The organism is Paenibacillus aceti (assembly GCF_003614185.1).
Lineage (GTDB): Bacteria > Bacillota > Bacilli > Paenibacillales > Paenibacillaceae > Fontibacillus > Fontibacillus aceti.
Genome location: NZ_KZ987724.1, coordinates 1,832,314 through 1,856,623, shown reverse-complemented (window position 1 = coordinate 1,856,623; position 24,310 = coordinate 1,832,314). Strand labels below are relative to the sequence as shown.

Annotated in this window: 23 protein-coding genes and 1 pseudogene; 18 read left to right on the top strand and 6 right to left on the bottom strand. The window is 48.6% G+C overall.

Going from position 1 to position 24,310, the window contains the following annotated elements; translation table 11 throughout:
• Position 1 precedes the first annotated feature (1 nt).
• From BFJ94_RS08160 to BFJ94_RS08150, 3 genes are all read left to right on the top strand, one after another.
• The gene (locus BFJ94_RS08160; RefSeq protein WP_120462212.1) at positions 2-1,858 is read left to right on the top strand and encodes an ABC transporter ATP-binding protein; all 1,857 of its coding nucleotides are present in this window, start codon (positions 2-4) and stop codon (positions 1,856-1,858) included.
• 126 nt (positions 1,859-1,984) lie between these two features.
• Positions 1,985-3,166: a formate-dependent phosphoribosylglycinamide formyltransferase gene (gene purT, locus BFJ94_RS08155; RefSeq protein WP_120462211.1), complete on the top strand. Its 1,182-nt coding sequence runs from the start codon at positions 1,985-1,987 to the stop codon at positions 3,164-3,166.
• Positions 3,154-3,618: a GNAT family N-acetyltransferase gene (locus BFJ94_RS08150; RefSeq protein WP_229717143.1), complete on the top strand. Its 465-nt coding sequence runs from the start codon at positions 3,154-3,156 to the stop codon at positions 3,616-3,618. The genes purT and BFJ94_RS08150 overlap by 13 nt, the downstream gene beginning before the upstream one ends.
• A 70-nt stretch (positions 3,619-3,688) precedes the next feature.
• On the opposite strand, the gene BFJ94_RS08145 is transcribed toward BFJ94_RS08150, so the two are convergent.
• Positions 3,689-4,279 (bottom strand): C40 family peptidase, encoded by a 591-nt coding sequence (locus BFJ94_RS08145; RefSeq protein WP_229717142.1) that lies wholly within the window; start codon positions 4,277-4,279, stop codon positions 3,689-3,691.
• 334 nt (positions 4,280-4,613) lie between these two features.
• Between BFJ94_RS08145 and BFJ94_RS08140 the strand changes: the two genes are divergently transcribed.
• The 7 genes from BFJ94_RS08140 to gyrA all read left to right on the top strand — a co-directional run bounded on the left by BFJ94_RS08140 (position 4,614) and on the right by gyrA (position 13,300).
• The gene (locus tag BFJ94_RS08140) at positions 4,614-5,120 is read left to right on the top strand and encodes a CAP domain-containing protein (protein ID WP_120465149.1); all 507 of its coding nucleotides are present in this window, start codon (positions 4,614-4,616) and stop codon (positions 5,118-5,120) included.
• A gap of 131 nt (positions 5,121-5,251) precedes the next feature.
• Entirely contained in the window at positions 5,252-5,572 is a 321-nt protein-coding gene (locus BFJ94_RS08135; RefSeq protein ID WP_120462209.1) for a PspA/IM30 family protein, read from the top strand.
• A gap of 414 nt (positions 5,573-5,986) precedes the next feature.
• Positions 5,987-6,793, top strand: coding sequence for a GDSL-type esterase/lipase family protein (locus BFJ94_RS08130; RefSeq protein ID WP_120462208.1), 807 nt, complete (start codon positions 5,987-5,989; stop codon positions 6,791-6,793).
• A gap of 22 nt (positions 6,794-6,815) precedes the next feature.
• The gene (locus BFJ94_RS08125; protein ID WP_120462207.1) at positions 6,816-7,790 is read left to right on the top strand and encodes an ABC transporter ATP-binding protein; all 975 of its coding nucleotides are present in this window, start codon (positions 6,816-6,818) and stop codon (positions 7,788-7,790) included.
• On the top strand, positions 7,783-8,772 hold the full coding sequence (locus BFJ94_RS08120; RefSeq protein ID WP_120465148.1) for an ABC transporter permease: 990 nt from the start codon (positions 7,783-7,785) through the stop codon (positions 8,770-8,772). The genes BFJ94_RS08125 and BFJ94_RS08120 overlap by 8 nt, the downstream gene beginning before the upstream one ends.
• Positions 8,773-8,865: 93 nt before the next feature.
• Positions 8,866-10,851, top strand: coding sequence for a DNA topoisomerase IV subunit B (parE, locus tag BFJ94_RS08115; RefSeq protein WP_120462206.1), 1,986 nt, complete (start codon positions 8,866-8,868; stop codon positions 10,849-10,851).
• A gap of 13 nt (positions 10,852-10,864) precedes the next feature.
• On the top strand, positions 10,865-13,300 hold the full coding sequence (gyrA, locus tag BFJ94_RS08110) for a DNA gyrase subunit A (protein WP_120462205.1): 2,436 nt from the start codon (positions 10,865-10,867) through the stop codon (positions 13,298-13,300).
• Positions 13,301-13,327: 27 nt separating this feature from the next.
• Here the strand turns inward: gyrA and BFJ94_RS08105 are convergent, their stop codons facing one another.
• Entirely contained in the window at positions 13,328-14,236 is a 909-nt protein-coding gene (locus tag BFJ94_RS08105) for a LysR family transcriptional regulator (RefSeq protein ID WP_120462204.1), read from the bottom strand.
• Between the two features lie 128 nt (positions 14,237-14,364).
• Here BFJ94_RS08105 and BFJ94_RS08100 point away from each other — a divergent pair, with 128 nt between their 5' ends.
• From BFJ94_RS08100 to BFJ94_RS08075, 6 genes and pseudogenes are all read left to right on the top strand, one after another.
• Positions 14,365-15,438, top strand: a complete 1,074-nt coding sequence (locus BFJ94_RS08100; protein ID WP_120462203.1) for a branched-chain amino acid aminotransferase — start codon at positions 14,365-14,367, stop codon at positions 15,436-15,438.
• Between the two features lie 300 nt (positions 15,439-15,738).
• Positions 15,739-16,158, top strand: coding sequence for a MarR family winged helix-turn-helix transcriptional regulator (locus BFJ94_RS08095; RefSeq protein ID WP_120462202.1), 420 nt, complete (start codon positions 15,739-15,741; stop codon positions 16,156-16,158).
• Between the two features lie 557 nt (positions 16,159-16,715).
• Positions 16,716-17,411 carry a class I SAM-dependent methyltransferase gene (locus BFJ94_RS08090; protein WP_120462201.1) on the top strand — a complete coding sequence of 232 codons (696 nt, stop codon included), beginning with the start codon at positions 16,716-16,718 and terminating at the stop codon, positions 17,409-17,411.
• A gap of 12 nt (positions 17,412-17,423) precedes the next feature.
• Positions 17,424-17,867: an NUDIX hydrolase gene (locus BFJ94_RS08085; RefSeq protein ID WP_120462200.1), complete on the top strand. Its 444-nt coding sequence runs from the start codon at positions 17,424-17,426 to the stop codon at positions 17,865-17,867.
• Positions 17,868-18,076: 209 nt separating this feature from the next.
• Complete coding sequence (locus BFJ94_RS08080) at positions 18,077-18,358, top strand: YhfM domain-containing protein (protein WP_120462199.1); 282 nt, start codon at positions 18,077-18,079, stop codon at positions 18,356-18,358.
• 240 nt (positions 18,359-18,598) lie between these two features.
• Positions 18,599-19,425, top strand: a pseudogene (locus BFJ94_RS08075) (IS1595 family transposase); the annotation flags it as partial.
• A 268-nt stretch (positions 19,426-19,693) separates the two neighbouring features.
• On the opposite strand, the gene BFJ94_RS08070 reads toward BFJ94_RS08075, so the two are convergent.
• Positions 19,694-20,887 carry a transposase gene (locus BFJ94_RS08070; RefSeq protein WP_016311143.1) on the bottom strand — a complete coding sequence of 398 codons (1,194 nt, stop codon included), beginning with the start codon at positions 20,885-20,887 and terminating at the stop codon, positions 19,694-19,696.
• 78 nt (positions 20,888-20,965) lie between these two features.
• On the opposite strand from BFJ94_RS08070, the gene BFJ94_RS08065 reads away from it, so the two are divergent.
• Both BFJ94_RS08065 and BFJ94_RS08060 read left to right on the top strand, forming a co-directional pair.
• Positions 20,966-21,235, top strand: a complete 270-nt coding sequence (locus BFJ94_RS08065; protein ID WP_120462198.1) for a hypothetical protein — start codon at positions 20,966-20,968, stop codon at positions 21,233-21,235.
• An 86-nt stretch (positions 21,236-21,321) separates the two neighbouring features.
• On the top strand, positions 21,322-21,666 hold the full coding sequence (locus BFJ94_RS08060) for a GNAT family N-acetyltransferase (RefSeq protein ID WP_120462197.1): 345 nt from the start codon (positions 21,322-21,324) through the stop codon (positions 21,664-21,666).
• A gap of 83 nt (positions 21,667-21,749) precedes the next feature.
• Here the strand turns inward: BFJ94_RS08060 and BFJ94_RS08055 are convergent, their stop codons facing one another.
• Genes BFJ94_RS08055 through BFJ94_RS08045 form a run of 3 tightly spaced genes read right to left on the bottom strand, consistent with a single transcriptional unit; the run spans position 21,750 to position 24,173 of the window.
• On the bottom strand, positions 21,750-22,481 hold the full coding sequence (locus BFJ94_RS08055; RefSeq protein WP_188831494.1) for an ABC transporter permease: 732 nt from the start codon (positions 22,479-22,481) through the stop codon (positions 21,750-21,752).
• Positions 22,482-22,503: 22 nt separating this feature from the next.
• Complete coding sequence (locus tag BFJ94_RS08050; RefSeq protein ID WP_120462196.1) at positions 22,504-23,262, bottom strand: ABC transporter permease; 759 nt, start codon at positions 23,260-23,262, stop codon at positions 22,504-22,506.
• Entirely contained in the window at positions 23,262-24,173 is a 912-nt protein-coding gene (locus tag BFJ94_RS08045) for an ABC transporter ATP-binding protein (RefSeq protein ID WP_120462195.1), read from the bottom strand. Before BFJ94_RS08045 ends, BFJ94_RS08050 begins: the two co-directional genes overlap by 1 nt.
• Between the last annotated feature and the right edge of the window lie 137 nt (positions 24,174-24,310).

Sequence of the window (24,310 nt, the reverse complement as noted above, 5' to 3'; positions counted from 1 at the left end):
CATGGGTACCGAGACACAGACATGGAAGCAAAAGCCTCAGTCGAAGGGCAAGGTTAAGACGAAGATCGAGGATCGATTTGTATACCAGGACGACGAGATTATCGATAAAGCATTTGATTGGCAGCAGTTCCGCCGCTTGTTCAGCTATATGAAGCCCTATGCCCGGAAAATGCTGCCACCCGTCATTCTGATGACGATTCTCGGAACGGTGACGAAGCTGACCGTACCGTTCTTAACGAGTCTGGCGATCGATAAAGCGATCGCTCCCGAGGATGGACCGACCAGTCTAACGCTATTATATATTTTAACAGCTCTCGTCGTTGTTCTATATATCGTTCAATGGGCTTCAGGGGTCTATCGCATCAAGTACACGAATGTGATCGGGCAGCGGGTCATTTACGACCTCCGTTCAGATCTGTTCCGTCATATTCAGAAGCTGTCGTTCAATTTCTATGATAAGCGTCCAGCCGGCTCTGTCATGGTTCGGGTGACGAATGACGTCAACTCCCTGCAGGATCTGTTCACGAACGGGGTCGTCAATCTGATGATCGACTGCGTTCAATTGGCCGGGATCGTCGTCATCCTGCTGTTGATTAACTGGAAGCTCGGCCTGGCCGTGATGATCACGGTGCCGGTGATGTTCCTGATCTCGACCCGACTGCGGCGCAAGATTCGTATCGCCTGGCAGGAAGTACGGATGAAGAACTCGCGCATCAACTCCCACTTGAATGAGTCGATTCAGGGCATCCGGGTTACCCAGGCTTATACGCAAGAGCATGAGAATATTCAGTACTTCGATGTGATGAACGGCGATAGCAAAAAATCATGGGATAAGGCCTCGGCGATGAACCAGATGTTCGGACCGCTCATCGATATCACCGGCGGAGTCGGTACATTCATTCTGTTCATCCTCGGTGTGCATCTGATCCAGCAGGGACAGCTGACCATCGGTCTGCTCGTTGCCTTCAGTAACTATGTCGGCAACTTCTGGGAGCCGATCAACCGTATGGGACAAATGTATAATCAGCTGCTCGTGGCGATGGCTTCCTCAGAGCGTATCTTTGAATTCATGGACGAGGAGCCGGATATCGCGGATAAACCGGGGGCAGTTGAGCTTCCGACGATTAAGGGAGACATCCGCTTCAAACATGTCGTCTTCGAATATGAGGAGGGGCGCCCGGCGCTCAAAGGCATCGATTTACAAGCGGAACCGGGTCAATCGATCGCGTTGGTCGGTCATACCGGCTCAGGCAAGAGTACGATCATCAATCTGCTCAGCCGCTTCTATGACATCAATCAAGGGGAGATCCTGATTGACGGCTATGATATCCGTGATGTTAAGGTGAAGAGCCTGCGTAAACAGATCGGGATCGTGCTCCAGGATACGTTCATCTTCTCCGGCACGATCCGCGACAATATCCGCTTTGGCCGTCTGGATGCGACCGATGAAGAGATTGAAGCGGCAGCGAAGGCGGTGGACGCCCATGATTTCATCATGAAGCTGCCTAAAGGCTACAATACCGAGGTCGAGGAGCGGGGCAACGCGCTGTCGATGGGACAGCGGCAGCTGCTGTCCTTCGCAAGGGCGCTGCTGGCCGATCCGCGCATTCTTATCCTTGACGAAGCGACCGCGAGCATCGATACGGAGACGGAAGTGAAGATCCAGAATGCGCTGAAGGTGCTGTTGAAGGGGAGAACCTCCTTCATGGTCGCGCACCGTCTGTCAACGATCCGCAGCGCGGACAAAATCATCGTGCTGGATCATGGTGAAATTCAGGAAGTCGGGAACCACGAACAATTAATGGAACGTAAGGGAATTTATTGCGGATTGGTCGAGGCTCAATTCCGCTATATGTAGAAATTTGTCGAACTTATTCAAAAATCATACCTGGACTACGGCTCTAGCTATTGCATTATGAGTTTGAAAACCTGAAAATAGAATGGTAATAATAACTTTCAAATTTTCAGGGGGGATTCTGGACTCATGTGGGGTGCGCCAGTATCTAAACATGCCAAGAGCATCATGCTGCTTGGCGGAGGAGAATTGGGCAAGGAAGTAGTCATTGAGGCGCAGCGTCTCGGCGTTCGTACGATCGTCGTTGACAGGTATGACCATGCTCCTGCCATGGGGGTTGCTCATGAATCTTATGTGCTTGATATGCTGGATGGAGAAGCGCTTAGATCATTGATCGTGCAAGTCGGACCGGATCTGATTGTCCCGGAGATCGAGGCGATCGCAACCCCTGTGCTGGTGGAGCTGGAGCAGCAGGGCTATAAGGTGATTCCAACCGCAAGAGCCGCTCTACTGACGATGGATCGCGAGGGAATTCGCAGATTGGCAGCTGAGGAGCTTGGCTTGCCGACGGCGAGATATCAATTTGCCGACAGTCTGGAGCAACTGCAGACCGCTGTCGCCGAGATCGGTGTCCCTTGCGTGATTAAACCGCTGATGAGCTCATCCGGGAAGGGACAGAGCGTCTGCCGCCGGGCGGAGGATGTCGAGGCATGCTGGAATGCCGCGCTTGAAGGCGCGCGTGCCAAGAAGATGCGCGTTATTGTCGAGGCTTTTGTGCCTTTTACTAGCGAAATTACGATGTTAACCGTCCGCTGTGCGTCCGGAACTCTATTTTGTCCGCCCATCGGGCATATTCAGAAGGATGGAGACTATGTTGAATCCTGGCAGCCTCATTTCTTGAATGAAGCTCAGCTTCTGGAAGCGCAGGAAATTGCACAAAAAATGACAGATGCGCTTGGCGGATATGGGCTATTTGGTGTAGAATTATTCGTGACAGAGAATGGCATAATCTTTAGTGAAGTGTCGCCTAGACCGCATGATACGGGAATGGTGACGATGGTAACGCAGGATCTGTCAGAATTTGCGCTTCATGTTCGGGCGATTCTCGGATTTCCGATTCCCGCAGTTCAGCTCTTGGCGCCGGGTGCATCGGCGACGTTGAAGTCAGACCGGGAAGGTGAGGATTTCCAAATCGCAGGAATGGAGAAAGCGCTCGCTTTACCGAGAACCCAAATTCGAGTATTCGGTAAACCGCTCAGCAAGCCGGGAAGACGTATGGCTGTTGCCCTGAGCACAGCAGAGGATGTTGAAACGGCCCGCAGCCGCGCCAAACAAGCGGCAAGTCTATTAAAGGTGGTATGGTCAAATTGAGTAGTCAGGTGTGTGCTCCTGCGTTAATCATTCGGAAGGGTTGCATTGACGATGTTCATCATTTGCTTCCGCTGATGCGACAGCTTCGTTATCCAACAACATTTAGTGTGCTCAAAGAGCGCCTGCGTATGTTGGAGAACAATCAACAGCATCATAGCTTGGTAGCTGAGGTGGATGGAGTGGTACGCGGTACGATCTTCTTGAAGCAGTATCAGACGCATGATATGAACCGACCTATTACCCAGATCATCGCGATGATCGTAGATGAGAATCATCGAAGCAATGGAATCGGTAAACGGCTTATGTCTGAAGCGGAATCCTGGTCTAAGGATCGCGGTAGTTCCCAATTGTTCCTGTCCATCATGGGTGAGAACAGCCTGTCTGCCAAATCATTCTACGAACGTATGGGCTTCATATGTTCCGGGTATCGCAGACTTAGCAAGACATTATAATAATAAACTAGCTATGTGCAAGCATAATGAAACCCGGCTCAGGTAAGAGCCGGGTTATTTGTCGATGATATCAATTGGCCGCATATAGATGTGAGGGCTCTAGAGCAGATCTATCGGGCTGTTCATAGCAGGTCTTTCGGTAGGTGACAAGCGAGCCGCGGAAGACTAGCTTGAGCATAGAGCAGGTGGACAGGTCATCCGGCGTCGTTAGTGCCGCTGATTTGCCGCAAAGCTGAAGCCCTGCTATCTCGAAGACAGCGCTCACAAATTGTGAGCAGAAGTAAGAGTTTCTCCGTCCGAATTCCATATTGAGCATGACGCCCAGACAACCGAGAAAATTATAGCTGTATAGCTCGCTATTCTCTTCAAACTTACGGACATAATTCCTCATTTTATTGTAGGTTGCTTCGCTGACGGTGCAGCTATATACCGCGCATGTAGCACGTTCAAATATTCCCGAATAGATATCTTCCTTTACAAATCCTCCGATCAGAGGAATCATAGGATGCTTCCTGCCGAAGCTGTACATTTCTCGCAATTGCGGGTCAAAAGCTATAGAAGCGTGGTTAAAAGGAGCTTTCGTATATACACCGATCATTTTCGTAATGATTGTCTTTGGGTTACTTAATAGAATGTAGATTTGTTTCGTGTTATTCATCATTTTTCAACCGCCATTTTCTAATTGATAAGTTAGGTATTTACAAATGAGGTTTCCATTTGATATTACCATGGTAATCGTTCACGTGGAATAGCGAAATGGTCCGAAGGCGGAAATTAAACTAGACTAAGGTCGTAATAAGAAGCTGATCCTAGTAATTTATGAGCTTGCAGGAGGGCTAGTAGGTTCATAGACAGAGGATGCGGGAATATGCGGCAAAGTTCGCGATTTTTTCCAACATATTCCCATGCAAGTGACGGGCAGGCATGTTAGAATAAAAGAGACTATTTTCCAGAGAAGATTAACCTGCTGAGGAGGGGATGTATCATTGAAAAAAATGAAGCTGAAGGTTGCGAAAATGGGCTTGATATTCTCCGTACTGGCAGCATCATTAGCGGTAGTACCTGCTGGTTATGAGACGGTGAGCGCTGCTGCGGCCGGAAAAAGCATGGCTGCGGTATTCGCGCAGGTTCAAGCGGAACGAGCGGCCCAGGTGGTCGCGCTTGTGAATAAAGAACGGGCTGCGGCTGGTCTGGAACCCTTGATCGTCCACACGAATTTAACGAAGATGGCTAAGGATAAGGCAGTCGATATGTATCGAAACCATTATTTTGAGCATACTTCGCCGACATATGGCTCCCCATTCGACATGATGGATGCTTATAACATCACTTATCTCTACGCCGGTGAGAATATCGCCAAGGGACAGCGCTCGGCGGAAGAGGCTGTTGAAGATTGGATGGACAGCCCCGGTCATCGTGCCAATATCCTCAATCCCAAATACAAATTGATCGGCGTAGGCTATTATAACGGCTATTGGGTGCAAGAGTTTATCGGCAAGTAGTCCCCTCAATATGAATATGAAGACAGAAGAGCTATGGTGGAAGACCGTGGCTCTTTTTTACTGCCATCTAACGCTGCGATGATGCATACATATCAGTACAGAAATAAATTATGGCAGGGAGGAACTGTTGAATGGCATTAGAATATATCGATGTGCTACAGACTGAGCTGGACGAGATGGAGAGGGAGCTTGCGGAGCGTAGCGCTCAGGAGCGGAAATTCAAGCGGCTCTTCGCAGAACAGCAGGCCTTCGTCAACCGGCGTATCCGTCAGGCCCGAATGGCGGCCATGGCTCATAATGAAGAGTTCGCTCTCCGCGCGCTGTCCGAGAAGAAGAGTGCTGAGGCCGTAATGAAGCAGTATCGGGAGAACTATGAGCTGAATAAGGCGGCAGTCGATGAGCTTCGCCGCAGGATCTCTGCTATATTGGAAGGGATGAAGGGGGAACTTTAAATTTCATTTTTGGAACGGATTGCCTGGGACAGATTCCCGGGCTTTTTGTTTGCCAATTGGAATTTTATTGGGAATGGAATTTGCATCTTTGTTCAGGAAGTTTTATGTTTATAGATAGTTGCTGAAAAACACTTATTTGCCGGTAACAGGGGATCTAACAAGAAAATAGATGCGTAAGTACAACTAATTCCTGGTTAAACTCGAAATTGGCGGAAAATCCGTCCGGGTAGTTGTATAAAAGCAGCTATATCCTCGGATGGGGGCTTATAGCCCGAAAATAGTTGTATATTTGCATTTATGATCTGGTTTCCGTCACTGGCATGTACAGATCTTACATAAGTTGGTTAGATTATTAAGGGATGGGATCCTGGATTCAGGATACACAGATTCAGGCATACACAGGAGGATACGATCATGAATAAATCGTCGCGAATATGGCGCATCACCGGCCTGCTCTCGGCGGTGTCAACACTGCTGCTTATCTTGGGTTTCTTATATGCCGTCTATGATATGACGGTTCCCGCAAACCAGGCGAGCAAGGCCAAGCCCGAGACCGGTGTGCAAATGTCTGTTGCAGCGGCGGCGCCTTATGATTTGACCGCGATCGGTGATTCGCTCGCCAAGGGCACTGGCGATGATACTGGCAAGGGCTTTGCCCGCAGGACGGTAGAGCTATTAACGAAAAAGGACAAGGAGTCCCAGTTAATCAATAATCTTGGCATCAATGGACTGACGACGAAAGCGCTACTGCCTATGCTGGATGAATCGGGGGTTCAATATGGCCTCAAGCAGGCCGGAATCATTATTCTGTCCATCGGCGGCAATGATCTGTTCGCCGGGGCGCACGGCTATAAGAACAGCGGGGAGCTTCCGAGTGCGGCGGAGATGGATGCAGCGGTGGCGGCATCAGGAGAGAATTTCAAGCAAATCGTCAAGAAATTAAGGGAGATCAATCCGGATGCCCAACTGGTATATGTTGGATTGTATAATCCTTTTGCTGATCTGAAGGATATGAGAGAGGCCGGGGACCGCGCTGTTGCCCATTGGAACACGAATGTATTGGACACAATGAATCAATACCAAGGTACGATTGTCGTCCCTACCTATGATTTGTTTACGAATAACCTGGACCGTTATTTATCCGGTGACCACTTCCACCCGAATGGCGAGGGCTATCAGATGATTGCAGAGCGGATTGTGCAGAGCATCGCGCTGAACTAGGCTAAGGAGGAGAAGATAAGCGATGCATCATGGAACTCAGGTAAATGATGAAATTATTCTGTCGGTGGAGCATCTGAAGAAACGGATCGGCAAGCGCTGGATTGTCCAGGATGTCTCGTTCGAAGTGCGAGCCGGGGAAATCTTCGGCTTCCTCGGCCCGAATGGAGCGGGGAAGACGACGACGATCCGCATGCTGGTCGATCTGATCCGGCCGACGGAAGGACAGGTGTCGATATGCGGATACGATGTGCAGAAGCAGCCGGAGCTGGCGCTCGGCCTAGTGGGATCGATCGTGGAGAACCCGGAAGTGTACACGTATCTGACCGGATGGGAGAATCTGGAGCAATTCGCGCGGATGATGCCCGGGATTGATGCCGGGCGGCTTCAGGAGGTCGTGGATCTGGTCGGTCTCGACCAGCGCATCCATGATCGAGTGCGGACGTATTCGCTAGGAATGCGGCAGCGTCTTGGAATCGCTCAGGCTCTGCTCGGCAGACCTAAGCTGCTGATTCTCGATGAACCGACGAACGGGCTTGACCCGAAGGGAATCAAGGAGATGCGCAGCTTCATCCGCCGTTTGGCGAAGGAAGGACTGGCAGTGTTCGTCTCCAGCCATCTGCTCAGCGAAATTCAAGTCCTATGCGACCGTGTCGCAATTATTAGCCGTGGCCGGGTGCTTGCGGTAGGAGCTGTGAATGAACTGATCGATACCAGCAAAGGGTATGTGGTCTGGGAGCTTGAACCCTCCTCTGCAGGCGAAGAAATGCTGCAAGAATTGGGAATAAGTATAATCAGGAATGCGGATGAGGTGCTGGACGATGCGATTATCGCCGGTTTTGGCAGCAGGGCGATCGTAACGCAGATGCAGGCGGATGCCGTCGCTGATATTGTGCCTCGCCTAGTAAACTCTGGATTACAGGTCCGCTCAGTTCAGAAGATAATCCCTACACTGGAACAATTGTTCCTTGAGATGACGGATGGTGAAGGCGTTGAATAGTTTACTGCTGTTAGTGAAGAATGAGACGATTAAGATGATCAAGAAGAAGCGGTTCTATGTGGTACTGCTCGTCCTGATCGTACTTGTTCCGATGTTCGCTTATGCCCAGATGCGGGAATCGACCACAAAGCGGGAGAAATTCGGTGCCGATTGGCGCAGGGAGGTCCAGCAGGCGATTACGGACAATCAGAATTCCTTGGGCAGCGACCGCGTCCCCGAAGAGTGGAAGAAGTATCGCAAAATATATATCGAGCAGATGAAATACTATCTGGAGCATGATGTAAATCCGATTCAGTCGGGCGGGGTAACCTTTACCCGCGAATTTTTGAATAATGCCTCCACCTTGTTCATTCCGCTGTTGATCATGGGAGTGGCCTCGGATATTGTATCCTCAGAGCGTACGGCCGGAACGATCAAGATGCTGCTGACGCGACCGGTGCGAAGGTGGAAAATATTACTCAGTAAATTGATCACTCTAATTATGTTCGTCTCGCTGATCATTGTATCTACGCTGCTGGTATGTTACTTGGTGTCCGGGTTATTTTTTGGCTATGGCGGCTTTCAGCTTCCGGTATTCAGCGGCTTCCAGCTCAATGGCTCTGAGGTAGACATGTCGAATGTCCATGCCGTTCCACAGTGGAAGTATATCTGTATGCAAGCGGGGTTGATCTGGTTCGTGGGCATCACGGTTGCAATGCTGGCGTTCATGGTGTCCGTGCTGGTGCGCAGCACCTCTGCGAGCATCGTCATAATGATGGCGGCGCTGATCGCGGGCACGATTCTCAGCAATATGGCTTCAGCCTGGACGAGCGCCAAATACCTGTTCATGGTCAATCTCGGTCTTACGAACTATTTATCGGGAACACCGGCTCCGATCGAGGGCATGACGCTTGGCTTTTCACTCGCTGTTCTCGCGGTTTGGGCAGCTTGTTCTACAATCGTCTCGTTCCTTGTCTTTACTAAACAGGATATCTTGAATTAAAATGGACAAGGATAAGAAAACATTTGTTTGCATTTGTAGTATATTAGAGGTTGTTCAAATGGCTACATATCGAAAGTAAAAGGGGGAGCATGAATGGCGGAACAAATCGATTTATTCGAAGCAGCTTCCGGCATCACTTCCGGAAGTGAAACTTCGGGATACGACGCGGACGACATTCAAGTGCTCGAAGGGCTTGTCGCAGTACGGAAACGGCCAGGAATGTATATTGGCAGTACGAGCTCGTCGGGACTTCATCATCTGGTCTGGGAAATTGTGGATAATGCTGTCGACGAGCATTTGGCCAAATTTTGTTCCAAGATCGATATTACACTGAACAAGGATGGTTCTGTAACTATAGTAGATAACGGCCGTGGTATACCGACCGGGATGCATAAGATCGGTGTTCCTACCCCACAGGTGGTATATACGATCCTGCATGCCGGGGGGAAGTTCGGCGGCTCTGGCTATAAGAAATCCGGAGGGCTGCACGGTGTGGGCGCGTCTGTAACGAACGCTCTATCCGAGTGGCTGGAAGTGGAAATTTACCGTGATGGCAAGATACATCGTATGCGCTTCGAGTATTGGGTTGATAAAAAAGGAGTTGAGCATGTCGGGGAGCCGGTGACGGGCCTTGATATTATCGGCAATACGAACAAGACCGGCACGAAGGTAACGTTCAAGCCGGATATTCGGGTGTTCCCGAATGGAATCGGTCTTAATTATGATACGCTCGCGGATCGTTTACAGGAAATCGCTTTTCTGAACTCGGGTCTGAAGGTGACTCTGAAGGATGAGCGTTCCGACCGCTCCGACGAGTTTTTTTACGAGGGCGGCGCGAGTCAATTCGTCGAATTTCTGAATGATGGCAAGGATGTTCTGCACGATGTGGTCCATTTCTATGCGGAGCGGGATGAGATCGAGGTCGAGGTGGCGCTGCAATACAATGTAGGCTACACAGAGACCTTGGTGTCCTTTGTTAACTCGATTCCAACACGCGGCGGCGGTACGCATGAGACGGGCTTCAAGACGGCGTACACCCGCGCGATGAACGAATATGCGAGGAAGACTGCAATCCTGAAGGAAAAAGATAAAAATCTGGACGGTAATGATCTGCGCGAAGGGATGATGGCGATCATCAGCGTGAAGATGTCTGAGGTGGAATTCGTCGGTCAGACGAAGGATCAGCTCGGTAGTGCTTCTGCGCGCGGTGCGGTGGAATCCGTCGTATCCGAGAAGATGGCGCTGTTCCTGGAGGAGAACCCGCAGATCGCTCAGGTGCTGATCAAGAAGGCGGTTCAAGCCTCCAAGGCGCGGGAAGCTGCCCGTAAGGCGCGAGATGAGATGCGCAGCGGCAAGAAGCGCAGCGAGAGCACGAATCTTGGCGGCAAGCTGTCTCCGGCGCAGTCGAAGGATTATGCTCGCAATGAATTATTCATTGTCGAAGGGGACTCCGCTGGCGGTTCGGCGAAGCAGGGCCGGGATTCTAAATATCAGGCGATTCTGCCGTTGAAGGGGAAGCCGATGAATCCGGAGAAGGCCAAGCTGGCCGATATTCTGAAGAATGATGAGTATCGGTCGATTATTGCGGCGATCGGTGCGGGCATCGGCACGGAATTCGCTGTCGAGGACAGCAATTATGCGAAGATCATTATTATGACCGATGCCGATACGGATGGAGCGCATATTCAGGTGCTTCTGCTTACGTTCTTCTATCGTTATATGAAGCCGCTGATCGATGCGGGCCGGGTCTATATTGCCCAGCCTCCGCTGTATAAGATCGCAAGGCGCTCTGGTAAGCTGGAGACGGTTCGATATGCTTGGACCGATGAGCAGCTACAGAATTATTTGAAGGAATTCGGTAAAAACTTCGAGTTGCAGCGCTATAAAGGACTTGGGGAAATGAATCCGGAACAGCTGTGGGAAACGACGATGAATCCGGAGAGCCGCACGATGCTGCAGGTGAGGATTGACGATGCCGCTAAGGCGGAGCGGCGTGTATCCACCTTGATGGGGGATAAGGTTGATCCGCGTAAACGCTGGATCGTAGAGAACGTCGATTTTACGGAGTATGAGGAATAGAGGGTGACTTGATTTGAGCATGTTGGAGAATTTCTTACCGGCTTATTTGGAAGAAGTCGTCGGCGATCGCTTCGGCCGGTATTCCAAATATATAATTCAGGATCGCGCCATTCCTGACGTGCGCGATGGGCTCAAGCCGGTTCAGCGTCGGATATTGTACGCGATGTATGATTCGGGCAATACGCCAGACAAATCTTATCGCAAGTCGGCCAAGACGGTCGGCGATGTGATGGGGAATTACCATCCGCATGGCGATGCATCGATTTATGATGGCATGGTCAGGATGGCTCAACCGTGGAAGATGGGGCATGTGCTGGTCGATGGTCACGGCAACTGGGGCTCCCAGGATGATGATCCAGCGGCGGCGATGCGTTATACGGAAGCACGGCTGTCACCGATCGCGATGGAGCTGCTGCGCGATATTGAGAAGCGGACGGTTCCGTTCAAGGACAATTTTGATAACTCGGCATTGGAGCCTGTTGTGTTGCCTTCCCGCTATCCTAATCTGCTCGTGAATGGGGTAAGCGGGATTTCGGCGGGGTTCGCGACAGAGATTCCGCCGCATAATCTGCGCGAGGTGATCGATGCTTCTATAGCTGTGATGGAGCGGCCGGAGCTCAGCCTGGAGGAGATCATGTCCTATATGAAGGGACCGGACTTCCCGACCGGCGGGATTATTATGGGCGAGGAAGGCATCCGTGATGCCTATCGCACCGGGAAAGGCCGTATCTATCTGCGTTCCAAGACAGAAATCGAGAATCTGCGCGGTGGTAAGCAACAGATTATCGTCACAGAGATTCCGTATCAGATTGTTAAATCCCGTCTGGTCACGGCGATGGAGAATATCCGGCTGGAGAAGAAGGTAGACGGGATCGCTGAAGTTCGCGACGAGAGCGGACGGAACGGGCTGCGGATCGTCGTCGAGCTGAAGAAGGATGCCGATGCTCAGGGGATTCTCGCTTATTTGCTGAAGAAGACCGATCTGCAGGTAACTTATAATTTCAATATGGTAGCGATTGTGAACAAGGCGCCGCGTCAGCTTGGACTAAAGGCGATTCTGGAGGCTTATATCGCTCACCAGCGCGAGGTAGTGACGTTCCGGACGCAGTATGAGCTGGAGAAGCTGGAGGATCGGGCCCATGTGCTCGAAGGTCTGGTGAAGGCCTTGAATATTCTTGATGAAGTTATCGCGGCGATCAAGGCTTCGAAGAATCGCCAGGATGCGCAGAACAATCTGCAATGGATGTTTGGATTCACAGAGCGGCAAGCCGACTCCATCCTGACTCTGCAATTATACCGTTTAACCAATCTGGAGATTACTTCGCTGCAGAAAGAGCTTGATGATATTATTAAGAAAATCGCTGTACTTCGCGGTATTCTGGAGAGCGATAAGAAGCTCGTCGCCTTGATCAAGAAGGAATTGCTGGAGATCCGCGATAAATACGGGATCGACCGCCGCTGTGAAATTCAGAGCAAGGTAGAGGAGCTTAAGGTGAACCTTGAGGTTATGGTCGCGCAGGAGGATGTGCTGGTGACCCTGTCCAATGAAGGGTATATCAAGCGGACGAGCATGCTCTCGTTCACTCGCTCTGGCGGTGAGCGGAATAGCTCCGGGGTGAAGGAAGGCGACTATATCAAGCATGTGCTCGATGTGGATACGCTGCAGAATATCCTCCTCTTCACCCAGCGAGGTCAATACTTCCTGCTGCCGGTGCATCAGATTCCAGAATTCAAATGGAAGGACAACGGAACGGCGATCGTGAACGTGATACCATTAGCCAAAGAGGATTACATCGTGAATGCGATTCCGCTTAAGTCCTTCGATGAACCGGGGGTAAGTCTTGTATTCGTTACGAAGCGTGGTCAAGTGAAACGTACGGAATTGAAGGATTATGAGACAAAACGTTCGACAGCGGTAGCGGCCTGTAAGGTAGCGGGCGAGGATGAGATTGTTACTGTCCAGGTGAGTCGGGGCAATCAGGATATATTACTGCTGACGAAGCAGGGCATGGCTATCCGCTTTGCTGAGAATGAAGTGAATGCGATGGGCCGGGTATCGGCTGGTGTGAAAGGAATCGGGCTCAAGGAAGACGATGAAGTCGTCAGCGCGCTATGGGTTGAGGGCGATGAGGGCGAACTGCTCGTTGTCTCTGACTTGGGTTATGCGAAGCGCAGTCTGCTGCTTGATTATCCGCTGCAGAGCCGCGGAGGTAAGGGCGTCCAGACCTTTGAGTTCAAGGAAGGCAAGCGGGTTAAGCCGAACGGCAGCCGGATCGCAGGCGGCTTCCATTGCAAAGAGCCAATTACAGTGCTTGCCGTAACTCGGGAAGGCCAGACCTACAGCTTCAGCTCCGAGTCGGCGCCGCTTGCTGAGCGCAAATCTATCGGCAGAATTATGGCTCATGTGGAGAAGCAGGATGAGATCGTCGATCTGCTAATTACTCCTTAATCAAAATGAAGAACCTTCTAATCCGTCCTATTGCAGGGGTGGAGATGAAGGTTCTTTTTTATTGCTAGGCCAGAAATGGATTAAATGATCGATAAAAGCACTGATGATGGGATTCATCGACGTATCCTTGCGGTAGACAAGCCCTACCTTTTTTCGCGGGGCGGGGGAGGATAACGGGATGATGGCGACACGACGGCGATCGATGGTTGCAATATAGGATTTGGGTAGAATCGTGCCCCCCACATTTTGCTCGGCCATATGTAATTGGGATTCCAGGGTGGACAGCTCCATGACCGGCTTCAATTGAATTTCCAGCTCGGCGCAAGCGGAGTCGATCATTTGCCGGACTAGAAATTTCTGCGGGAACAGCACTAGCGGCAACTCGGCCAGTTGTCGGATGTTTATGCTGGGACAGGCCGCATATTCATGGCGGCTTGATATCACTAAGACGAGCTCTTCCTCATAAAGCGGGCGGTAAGCTAGCTGTTCATCGAATAAGGGGAGGAAGACGACGCCGACATCCAAATAATTATGGAGCAATCCCTCTCTCGTCTCTTCGGTCGCCAGTTCAGTGACCGTCAGTTCAATGCCCGGATAGAGGCGGTGGAAGGCAACGAGAGCATCGGTCAACAGATGATTGCCGGAGCAGCCGATGCGCAGCTTGCCTCTTTGTAATCCGGACAATTCATCGATTTCCTGTCGGGCCAGCTTCAGCTCGTTAATGACGCGATGGGCATGACCGAGCAGGATCTGACCAGCCTGTGTCAATGTTATCTTCTTCCCGCTGCGGTGAAATAACGGGGCTCCCAGCTCACGTTCCAGCAGCCGAATCTGATGGCTTAAGGTGGGTTGGGTAATGCCTAATTTCTCAGCCGCCCTGGTAAAATGAAGCTCCTCACAAACAGCCAGGAAATATTCCAGTAACCGATGTTCCATTGATAGGATCCCCTTTATTGATAGATAATTTCTATGATTATAATCGATACCCTATTATTGATCAATATAGATTTAATCGCTATAGTTAATAACAATAACTATCGTACCTAAGAAAGGAAGCGCCCGAAATGGAACAGCTACAAGTAATTCGAACCAATCAGCCGAAGCATAAGCCGAATGAAGATGAACTCGGTTTCGGCAAATATTTTAGTGACCATATGTTCGTTGCGGAATACTCGTCGGAGAAGGGCTGGCATGATTCGAGAATTATTCCCTATGGGCCGATAAGCCTGGATCCATCAGCGATGGTGCTTCATTACGGACAAGAAGTGTTCGAAGGCATGAAGGCTTACCGTGGAGCGGAGGGAGACATTATTCTGTTCAGGCCGGACATGAATATCCGCCGTATGAATCGGTCTTGTGACCGATTAGGAATTCCTCAGGTGGAGCCTGAATGGCTGCTGCAGGCGATCAGCAAGCTCGTAGAGATCGATCATGACTGGATTCCGCAGCGGGTAGAGAACTCGCTGTATATCCGTCCCTTCATCATCGCCACCGAGCCATGTCTTGGCGTACGCGCATCGCAGGAATATAAGCTGATCATCATTACGTCGCCAGTAGGAGCTTATTATTCCAGTGGTCTGGCCCCTGTATCGATCTATGTAGAGGATCAATATGTACGGGCGGTACGCGGCGGGACAGGCGAGGCCAAGACCTCGATCAACTATGCTTCGAGTATTAAGGCGCAGGAGGAAGCGAAGCGTCAAGGTTATTCACAGGTATTGTGGCTGGACGGCGTGGAGCAGCGGTATATTGAGGAAGTCGGTAGTATGAATGTATTCTTCAAGGTCGCTGGGGAAGTGATTACACCGGAGCTAAATGGCAGCATTCTCCCCGGCGTTACCCGGGATTCGGTAATTATGATGCTGAAGCATTGGGGGATTCCAGTGACGGAGCGTAAGATCTCTGTCGAGGAGCTGTTCGAGGCGCATCAGCAAGGAAAACTGGAGGAAGCCTTCGGCACCGGAACGGCTGCTGTGATCTCTCCGATTGGCGCGATGAAATGGGAGGAACAGAGCATCGAGATTAACGGAGGCAATACTGGCGAAATTTCCGGCAGACTGTATGATACGATCACTGGAATTCAGCAGGGGAAACTCGCTGACCCTCTGAATTGGAGACATTTGATCGGTAAGCTTTAATGTAGGAATTCTGCTTTGTCTGCTAGGTGGAGTTTGTTTGTATCATGAGCATTTTGGGGTTTATTTTCAATAGATATATTGGAGGGGCTGCCCGTGGATGGGTGGCCTTTTTTGTGTTTTTGATAGGTAATAAGTGATGTTGAGGACTTCTATGGCAGGATTTTGAAAATGGATGTCGAAATTTACTTACACCTGATATTATTAGCGAGTGGGTCATGATTAGATTAGTTAACTCATAGAAAGAGTTAAGCCAGGGAATTTAAGGCCATTTATTGATGCACGACCTGGGGAGGGATCTGATTGCATACAGAGGAATTTGCCAGATTGCTTGGAAAGATCGTTAAAGATTTTCAGACTCATATGGAGGATAATCTTGCGCCCTCTTTGACGACATCGCAATTGAGCGTTCTGGAGGTCATGAGTCAGCAGGAGCTTCAGAGCTTGAAGCCTTCGGATCTTATTCCGTTCCTGTCCACAACACCTGCTGCGGTTACGATGCTGCTGGATCGCATGGAACGTGGCGAGCTGATTCGCCGCGACCGTGATGAGACGGATCGACGGATCGTCTGGGTATCCATTACGGACAAAGGGAAGGAAGAGCTTGAGCGCGGTGTCTCTATCCGGAATACGTATCTTAACGGTATTCTTGATCGCATTTCGACCCACAATCAACAGTTGCTGATTTATTTGCTAGGGAAGATATCGGGCGGAAAATCTTAACGGGACTGCAGAGGGGGAAAATAACAGGTATCAGAAGGTATCAGGCTTACAAAGCTTATTACAGCACAGACATCACATAAATAATTAACGCATTGCGGAGCACCCGAGACAAATCGCTAGAACTAATAACGATTTGTCTTTTTATTTGCCGCGTGTCTGGAAGCAAGTATTAAACGGCACAGCCTTGGGCCCCTTGCCTAGGCATTCCCGCAGAAGCTCGAAAACTGCAAATATGAGTTGTTGATTGTCGCAAGTATTTAGCTCATTGCTGCAACGTTTGTGGTATAGGGGACGTCGTACATAATATAAGTGCTTAAATACAACTATATGGGGACTCCATGCCCACCTTTGAGGATATAGCTGCTTTTATACAACTATTCGGATGGTTTTTCTCTCGAACGAGGCCTAAGTGAGGAAATAGTTGTATATTCGCAACTATTCTTAAATCACAGTCCTATTTTCCGAGAATAATTGCATATTTGCATCTATTAATGTAATACACAGCACCGAACGGCAGTATCGCTAACGCACAACATGTAAAGAGGTGGTAAGATCAAATGTCACATCAGGATGATGTCTATATCGCACAAGCGGAATTATATGATGCAATGGTCAGCTGTCAACCCGATTTATCGGATGTAATTCGTGAAATAAGACCTTTTGAAGGCCTGGATGTACTGGATCTAGGAGCAGGTTGCGGGAGGCTATCTACTATAATCGCTCCAACGGCCAAATCCCTGGTATGTACAGATATTTCCCGACCGATGCTCGATAGATTGGATCATAAATTAAGGAGAAGTGAATATCCTTTGAATTGGAAGACGGTGGTCTCGGATCATAGAGAGCTTCCTTTGCCCGACTCTTCCGTCGATCTGATTGTTTCAGGCTGGAGCATTTGCTATCTAACCGGAACGGAAAATACGAATTGGCCACAAAATCTCGATTTGATTATGACAGAGCTTCAAAGAGTGCTAAGGCCTGGAGGGAGCATCATCATTTTTGAGACGATGGGGACAGGGGTTGAAGCACCTAACCCGCCCGAGTTTTTGACTCCTTATTATGCCTTATTACAAGAGAGGTATGGTTTCGATTATCGCTGGATCAGAATGGACTATCGTTTTAATAGTGTCAGTGAAGCGGTGGATAAAACAGATTTTTTCTTTGGTCAGGAAATCACAGATAGGATTAAAGAGAAGCAATGGACAACTGTACCGGAATGTGCCGGCGTTTGGTGGAGGCATTTCAATATATAAGTGGAGGTTTCTATGGGATATGTAGAGGATTTGAGACGGTTGGTGGGTAATCAGCCGCTTATTTTGGTAAGACCTAGCGTCGCAATCATTAATCAATATGGACAGATATTGTTAGTGAAGTATCAAGATCATACCTGGGGAATTCCGGGAGGCCTGATGGAGCTTGGAGAATCCGTTGAAGAGTGTATTGCGAGAGAAGTAAAAGAAGAGATTGGTTTGGAATTGGGGAGACTCCAGCTTCAAGGCGTATTCTCCGGAAAAGAGCTCTTTACCAAGCTAAGAAATGGACATGAATACTATAATGTCATCATCAACTATATATGTACGCAGTTTACGGGTGAGATTACACCAGATGGCGAGGAAGTGTTGGAGGCCCAATTTTTCGGATTATCGGAAGTGCCGGAGAGCACTCAGCCGTTTATCAAGGATAAATTGAGGCAGCTAGGACCTGCTTAGTCGAAAAGGTGGAAATAGAGGCATCTAGTTGCGTTAGAAAAAAGGAGGAATGAAGTATCATAAAATTCAGAAATTTTCTGATTATGCCCGTCTTGCTCATGATGATCGTGAATACGGGTTGCACGACACAAGTCGCCGCTCGCCTCAATGCGAAAGATATTAGTAGCGTCTCGTTGGAGTGTATTCAGATTTGCTTAGAGAGGGAGAACATGCCTTTTACTGAGAAGGTATTCGAGGATCAGGAGTCCATTAGATTATTTGTGGAGGCATTAAATCATGCTGCTCAGATGGAGGGCGTGCTTGATTATGGTGCAATCTTTCTAATGACATTGGAGATGAAGGACGGAAGTAGCAAGCAATACCACTTGAATATTGAAGATACGGATTCGCAAAGAGGGCTGCTTGTGCATTTACCCGATACGGAGCATGGCTATACGATTTCAGAGAAGACTAGCGAGAAGCTGAGGAAATTAATCTACGAATCAGAGTGAAAAATCATCTACAGTCGAGAGGGGATGTCTGCTTGTTAATTCTAATCACTTTTGTATTAATTGTTGGATTTTCAGGAATCATCGGTAACCAATATGCAGGCTTGAGAAAGATGGAGTTACTACAGGAATCCGTATCTGAAATGAACCGCAAGCTTGAGGAGATAAGTAGGAAGGTGGAATAGTGACGGAAATTAAATAAAAAGAGGTGCTACATGCCGCGACAAATTACTCTGGCAGATTGGAAAGTATAATGGTCGCCAACGTTATCGTTGCAAGTGTTGTAGTAAAACATTTACTGATACAACGAATACCGTTCTTTACCGCACTCGAAAAGGTGACGAATGGATTATATTTGTTGATTGTATGTTCAAAGGCTATTCTCTGCGAAAATCTGCCGAAATCATAGGGGTTACTTGGGTTACGCTTTTTTCTTGGAGACACAATTGTTAAGTGCATTAAAACAAATGGATTTTGAGCAATTTGACGGTATCGTTGAAGTTGACGAGACCTATTTCCTGTACTCTCAAAAAGGTCAACGTGGTATAACGGAACGCAAACCTCGTAAAAGAGGTGGCAAATCCAAACATAGAGGCATTAGCCACGAACAAGTATGTCTTCTTGTTGCCAGAGACCGCACTAAAGCAACTGTTTCAAAAATTGCTTGTATGGGGCGTGTTGTGAAAACTAAGGTGGATACTATGATTGGCTCTAAACTGACACCTGATAATGTACTTGTTACAGATGCTTGGAGAGCATACAAAACCTACGCTAAAGAAAAGGGTATTGAACATTAAAGAATTAAATCAAATGATGGTAAACACGTTATTAAGGGCTTATATCACCTTCAAAATGTAAATGGTCTACATTCTCGTATGAAACAATGGATAAATCGTTTTAAAGGTGTGGCTACGAAGTACCTCGACAATTACCTTGCTTGGTTCTTGTTTGTGGATAGTCGTAGTAACGAAAGCACCAAACACAATATAAAAGAATTTTTACTATCTTCATTCGTATTTGAAATGACAGACACTTATGACAGTTTGCGTCTATCAAAATTTAATATATAGTTTTTATTCAACTAAAATTAGGGGAGATAATGATGTTTGTTAAAATTTATCAGTACCACATCCAAAAAGATAAAGTAGATGAGTATTTTAGTATTCAAGAAAAAGCCTCTGAAATTTATGGTCGGTATTTAGATTGAGTGTTTTGCATAATTCCGTTTCAGAGAAGAAGCGATAGCATATTCACTGTCGTTAAGGGGTAATTTTCGAAAATGGTATTATATGGGTGAAGAAAAGGGCAGACTTGCAGAATTTTAGAACAGCTCGTTTTTTAAGCGGCAGCCCGTTTTGAATGATGAGAAACGGCGAGCGCAGATGCAAGCAGAACAATGGCATTCAAATACTGGTGAGTTGTGACTTTCTGAATGCCCCGGACATGTGCGGCGTCTGCCGTCAAATAGGTTTTCAATCGGGAGTTGCAGCGTTCTACGCTGGTTCGTTCATTGTAAAGTTCCTTCCAACGCTTTGTATCCCGATGAGGGATGCTGTATCGCCGGAGATCATCCTTCGCATTTACTTTGACGACCATTCCATAGTTTGAAGACGAGCAGGCAGCCATGCCAAGCGGACAGTCGACTTTACCCGTGGCATGCGGGCAGCGAAATTTATGCATATCGCCGTCAACTCCCCAGTATGTCATCGCATAACCCATGGAACAGCACGGTGTTCCGTTCGAGGTCATGCCAGCAGGCGGTTCCTTCTCCCCCCGCAGATTAAGGGGAATGATGGCTTGTGCCTTGACGTTGCGGGCGGCCTCATAAACTTTCATTTGGTCGTAGCCCGCATCGAGTATGAAAAATCGTGTGCTCGTCCTGGACGCTGTTTTCTCGATCAGGCCCGGCGCCATTTCTCCATCATTGACATGCGCCGGCGTTACTTCCAAGGCGATCGGCAATTCACTTTTCGTATCGACCGCCAGATGAATTTTGTAACCAAACCATGTGATTTTATTGCCGAAGGAATCAATTTTTGCGCCCCAGTTCGCATTACCCGTTTGCTCGCTTTTGCGTTTGGGCTGCTTTTTCTCGTAAGCGCGGAGAGCGGCGCTGTCTATGGCGACGTTACTGCCTTCTATGATACCTTCCTGCTGACAGCGTGTGACCAAATCCTCAAAAAGCCGTTTTGCCAAGTCCTTTCTCGTCAGTTCTGAGAAAACTCGGCTTAATGTGGATATGGAAGGAGCTTCTCGATCCAGCGGAAGACCACACTGATAACGAAACCGGAGATCCGTATCCAAACGCTTATGCAACCCTGAAAAGGTACTTATTCCTTCAAGCGGCGCAGCCAAGAGTGCTCGTAGAATACCTTGTCTGCAGTATCCCTCAGCGCCTCGGGGTGAACGGCTTCTCAGTTCCTTGGCATACGGTCTCAGATCGAGAGAACTGAAGAAGATCGGCAATCTCTCCTTGGGTTGAATTTTTAAAAGTTCTTCGAAGGAAAACAGACATTCTTGGAGAATATACAAAGTGACTTCCTCCATCCTTGAGGTTTTTGGGTTTGGTCACTTGAAAACTTCTCCAAGTTGGGGTGAAGTCCCTTTTTTATGTCCGAAAATCCTTACGGCTCAAGGCCTCAGATTACTGCAAAACGCTCAGATTTTCATACAATGTATCTGAATAGCAAAGATGATGATACAAAATGGATAGAAATTACAAGATATAAAGATGAAGATGAATATAACAAAAGTATGAACATTATAAACGAACAAAAAGATATTCAAGACCTATTTGAAGCATTCCAATCACTTTTATTAACTGATAAGAGAGAGATTAGCGAAGAAGACTTCATAGAAAAGAAAGAAAAACGTTTTTAGGCAATATCTTTATTTAGTAACGAAAAGCATTAGTTTAAAGTTTAACACAGCCAATCAATTAAGAGCAGGTTTACAGAGGAGATTCGATGAACATTGAACTTAGAGCATTAAGCGAAGATGATGGTATAGAAATCTTTGAGATGATTCAAGAGATGGGGCTAGGTGAGAACGGATTTACGAATACTTTTCCGGTGAGCAGCTTTGAAGAGTTCAAGCTAAGCTTGCCGCGGCAGATTCAAATTTCGCAAGGGTTCGATTTGTCTGAAGGATATGTACCCCAGACGATCTATTGGATGTATGTCGACGGGCATCCGGTTGCATACGGAAAGCTGAGACATCGATTAAATGATAAACTGATGAGGTATGGCGGCCATATAGGTTATATGGTTCGACCGAGTGAGAGAGGCAAGGGGTATGGCAAGATATACTAGCTTCTTCGTAACAAATAGCGAAACCCAGTCTCAGATAAGTCTCACTGAGCACTGGGTTTATTGAGTTATTGCGAGCTTACCCGTTAAGCAGCCACATCCGAATTCCTTAGCCACCGGATCGCCACTACAGAAATCAACAGGATGAACAGACTATTCATGATGAAGAATAACAGGGTGTCCCCAGCCGTTAAGCTATTCTGGCTCAATACTCCCATTCCAATCGTCAGCAGGGAATAAGGAAAATACATGCCCAGCTTCATTACATACATCCCCAAACCGAAAAAGACGGCGCAGACGCTGATCCCGATCGGCACCGCGAAGCTGCGGATACGCATGGAGAGCAAGAGCTGGATGGCACTGATCGTGATGGAAGCGACCCAGCCTCGAAGAATCCAGCCGATGATTTCTGGCGGGAGCTGAAAATGTAGCCCCATTAATAGGCCGGATATCATATAAAGGACAGTAAAGAATAGCTGCACCGCCAGAATAAGCATGCTTACGATGACCAGCTTTGACATGAAAATCTGTGAAGCCGTAACCGGGGCGCTCAGCACCATATTCCAGTTCTTATTTAAATGCTCTAGCCTGCAGACATAAGCACAGCAGATCGCGATCAGAACAGGCAGGAAGAATTCGCCATAGAATAGGCTTACCTGTGTCCACAGACTGTACCATTTATGTTGCAAAGCACTCTGATTCATATAGTAGTTGGCGCAGCCGATCAGCACTGCCAGCAGGGGCAGCACGACCAGGATCAGCCACATGCGGGAATGCCGCAGCTTGAGCCGTTCAGCTCGGATACATCTCATCAACATAAGGGGCCTCCTAGTAGATTTATTAAACTTCCTGTCTGGATACGCGGAAGCTGCCGACAATGTATATGACAATGCCCATGATCAAGAGTGTGATTGGCAGCATAACTCCAATGGAACGAGTTACAAAGCGCATCGTCGAATCCGAATATTCGTAGGTGATCGGGCTTAGTCCCGTGTAGTAGGACCAGATGAATATGCGTCTGACCGAGGCCGGAAACAGATCGGCTGTCATCCCGATGAACCCGCCAATCATGCCGAGACAGAGGCTGAAGGCCTGATTCTTGACAGATAGTGAGAGCCATTGCTGCAGAGCAATCACCACCTGATTGGTCAAAATAGCTCCGCCCACAAATTGCAGCAGCAGAGGGAAAAGGTCAGACCATTCGAATTGATACATCATGCCAAAGCCTATGATCGCGGCACATTCAATCATAATCGCGAACAGCATCAGAATGGAGGCGCATGTATATTTAGCGGCGTAGACCCGACCGCGAGTCACCGAGGCTGAGAGCAGCAGCTTCCAGGTGCTGCCTTTATGCTCCATATCGCAGATACGGGACACGACAACAGCTGACAGGATGGGAAGGAATAGTCCATTCATCGATGCGGTGGTCATCAAGAGCCCTAAGACTCCTTCCCAGCCCGCGAGCTCGGGATTACGGGAGAGGGAGACGCTGGTTGAGATGAGAATCCAGGCTAATTCTACACTTAGGAACAGGGCGATCATCAGTAACAGGCGCCTGCGGCGCAGCTTATAAAATTCCAGGCCCAGCATACTCATTAGAGACTCTTCTCCTTTCCCGTAAGCTGAAGGAACAGATTCTCCAGACTTTGTCTGTGCTCTTCAATCCGAACGACATCGATACCGGCTTGAACCAGCGTTCGATTGAGGCTGGCCACCTCTGTATCATTGAGATCCTGGAGCGTCAGGAAGCCGTCCTTGATCACTGGGGACAATCCTCGTTCGAGCAGCATTTGCCCTGCTTGAGGATTATTCGCTGTTTTAAGGGCTATTCGGGACTCGCTCTGGCTTCGAAGCTGATCCATACTCCCTTGAAATACCAGCTTACCCTCGTTGATAATGCCGACCGAGGTGGCGATCTGCTCGATCTCGGACAGAAGATGGCTGGAGATTAGTACGGTAATGCCATACCGCTGCGGCAGGGATTGAATCAGCTCGCGAATTTCTCCGATCCCGGCGGGATCAAGTCCGTTCGTAGGCTCATCCAGGATCAATAGCTTGGGAAAGGCGATCAGGGCCATAGCAATCCCAAGCCGCTGCTTCATACCGAGCGAATATTGCCCTACTTTCTTGTCCTTCTGCTTCTCCAGTCTGACAATTTGCAGCGCCTCCATCACATTGCGATCCGGCACACTACGCAGGCTCTGCATGATGCGCATATTCTCAAGGCCAGTAAGATGGCCGTAGAAGGAAGGGGACTCAATCAGGGATCCTGTCTGGCTGAGAATAAAGCGGCGATTTTTTTTGAAATCCTGGCCGAAGACCGTTACCTTACCATCTGTCGGCTGAATTAATCCCAGCAGCATCTTCAGTGTAGTTGATTTTCCGGCTCCATTCGGTCCCAGGAAACCATAGACATCCCCTTCATAGACGGATAAATTCACATCATTAACTCCGTACACACCCCCATAACATTTTGAAAGATTATGCGTTGAGACGATTGTGTTCATTAGCTTCTCTCCCATCCATTTACTTGTTTCACAGTTACAGCATATCCAGGCTACCCTTCCGCCAGCTGAAGCCAACCTTACGAGAACCTTAAATCATTGTGAGGCGCGCTCGATCTGCTGAACCTTCCCATAATCCC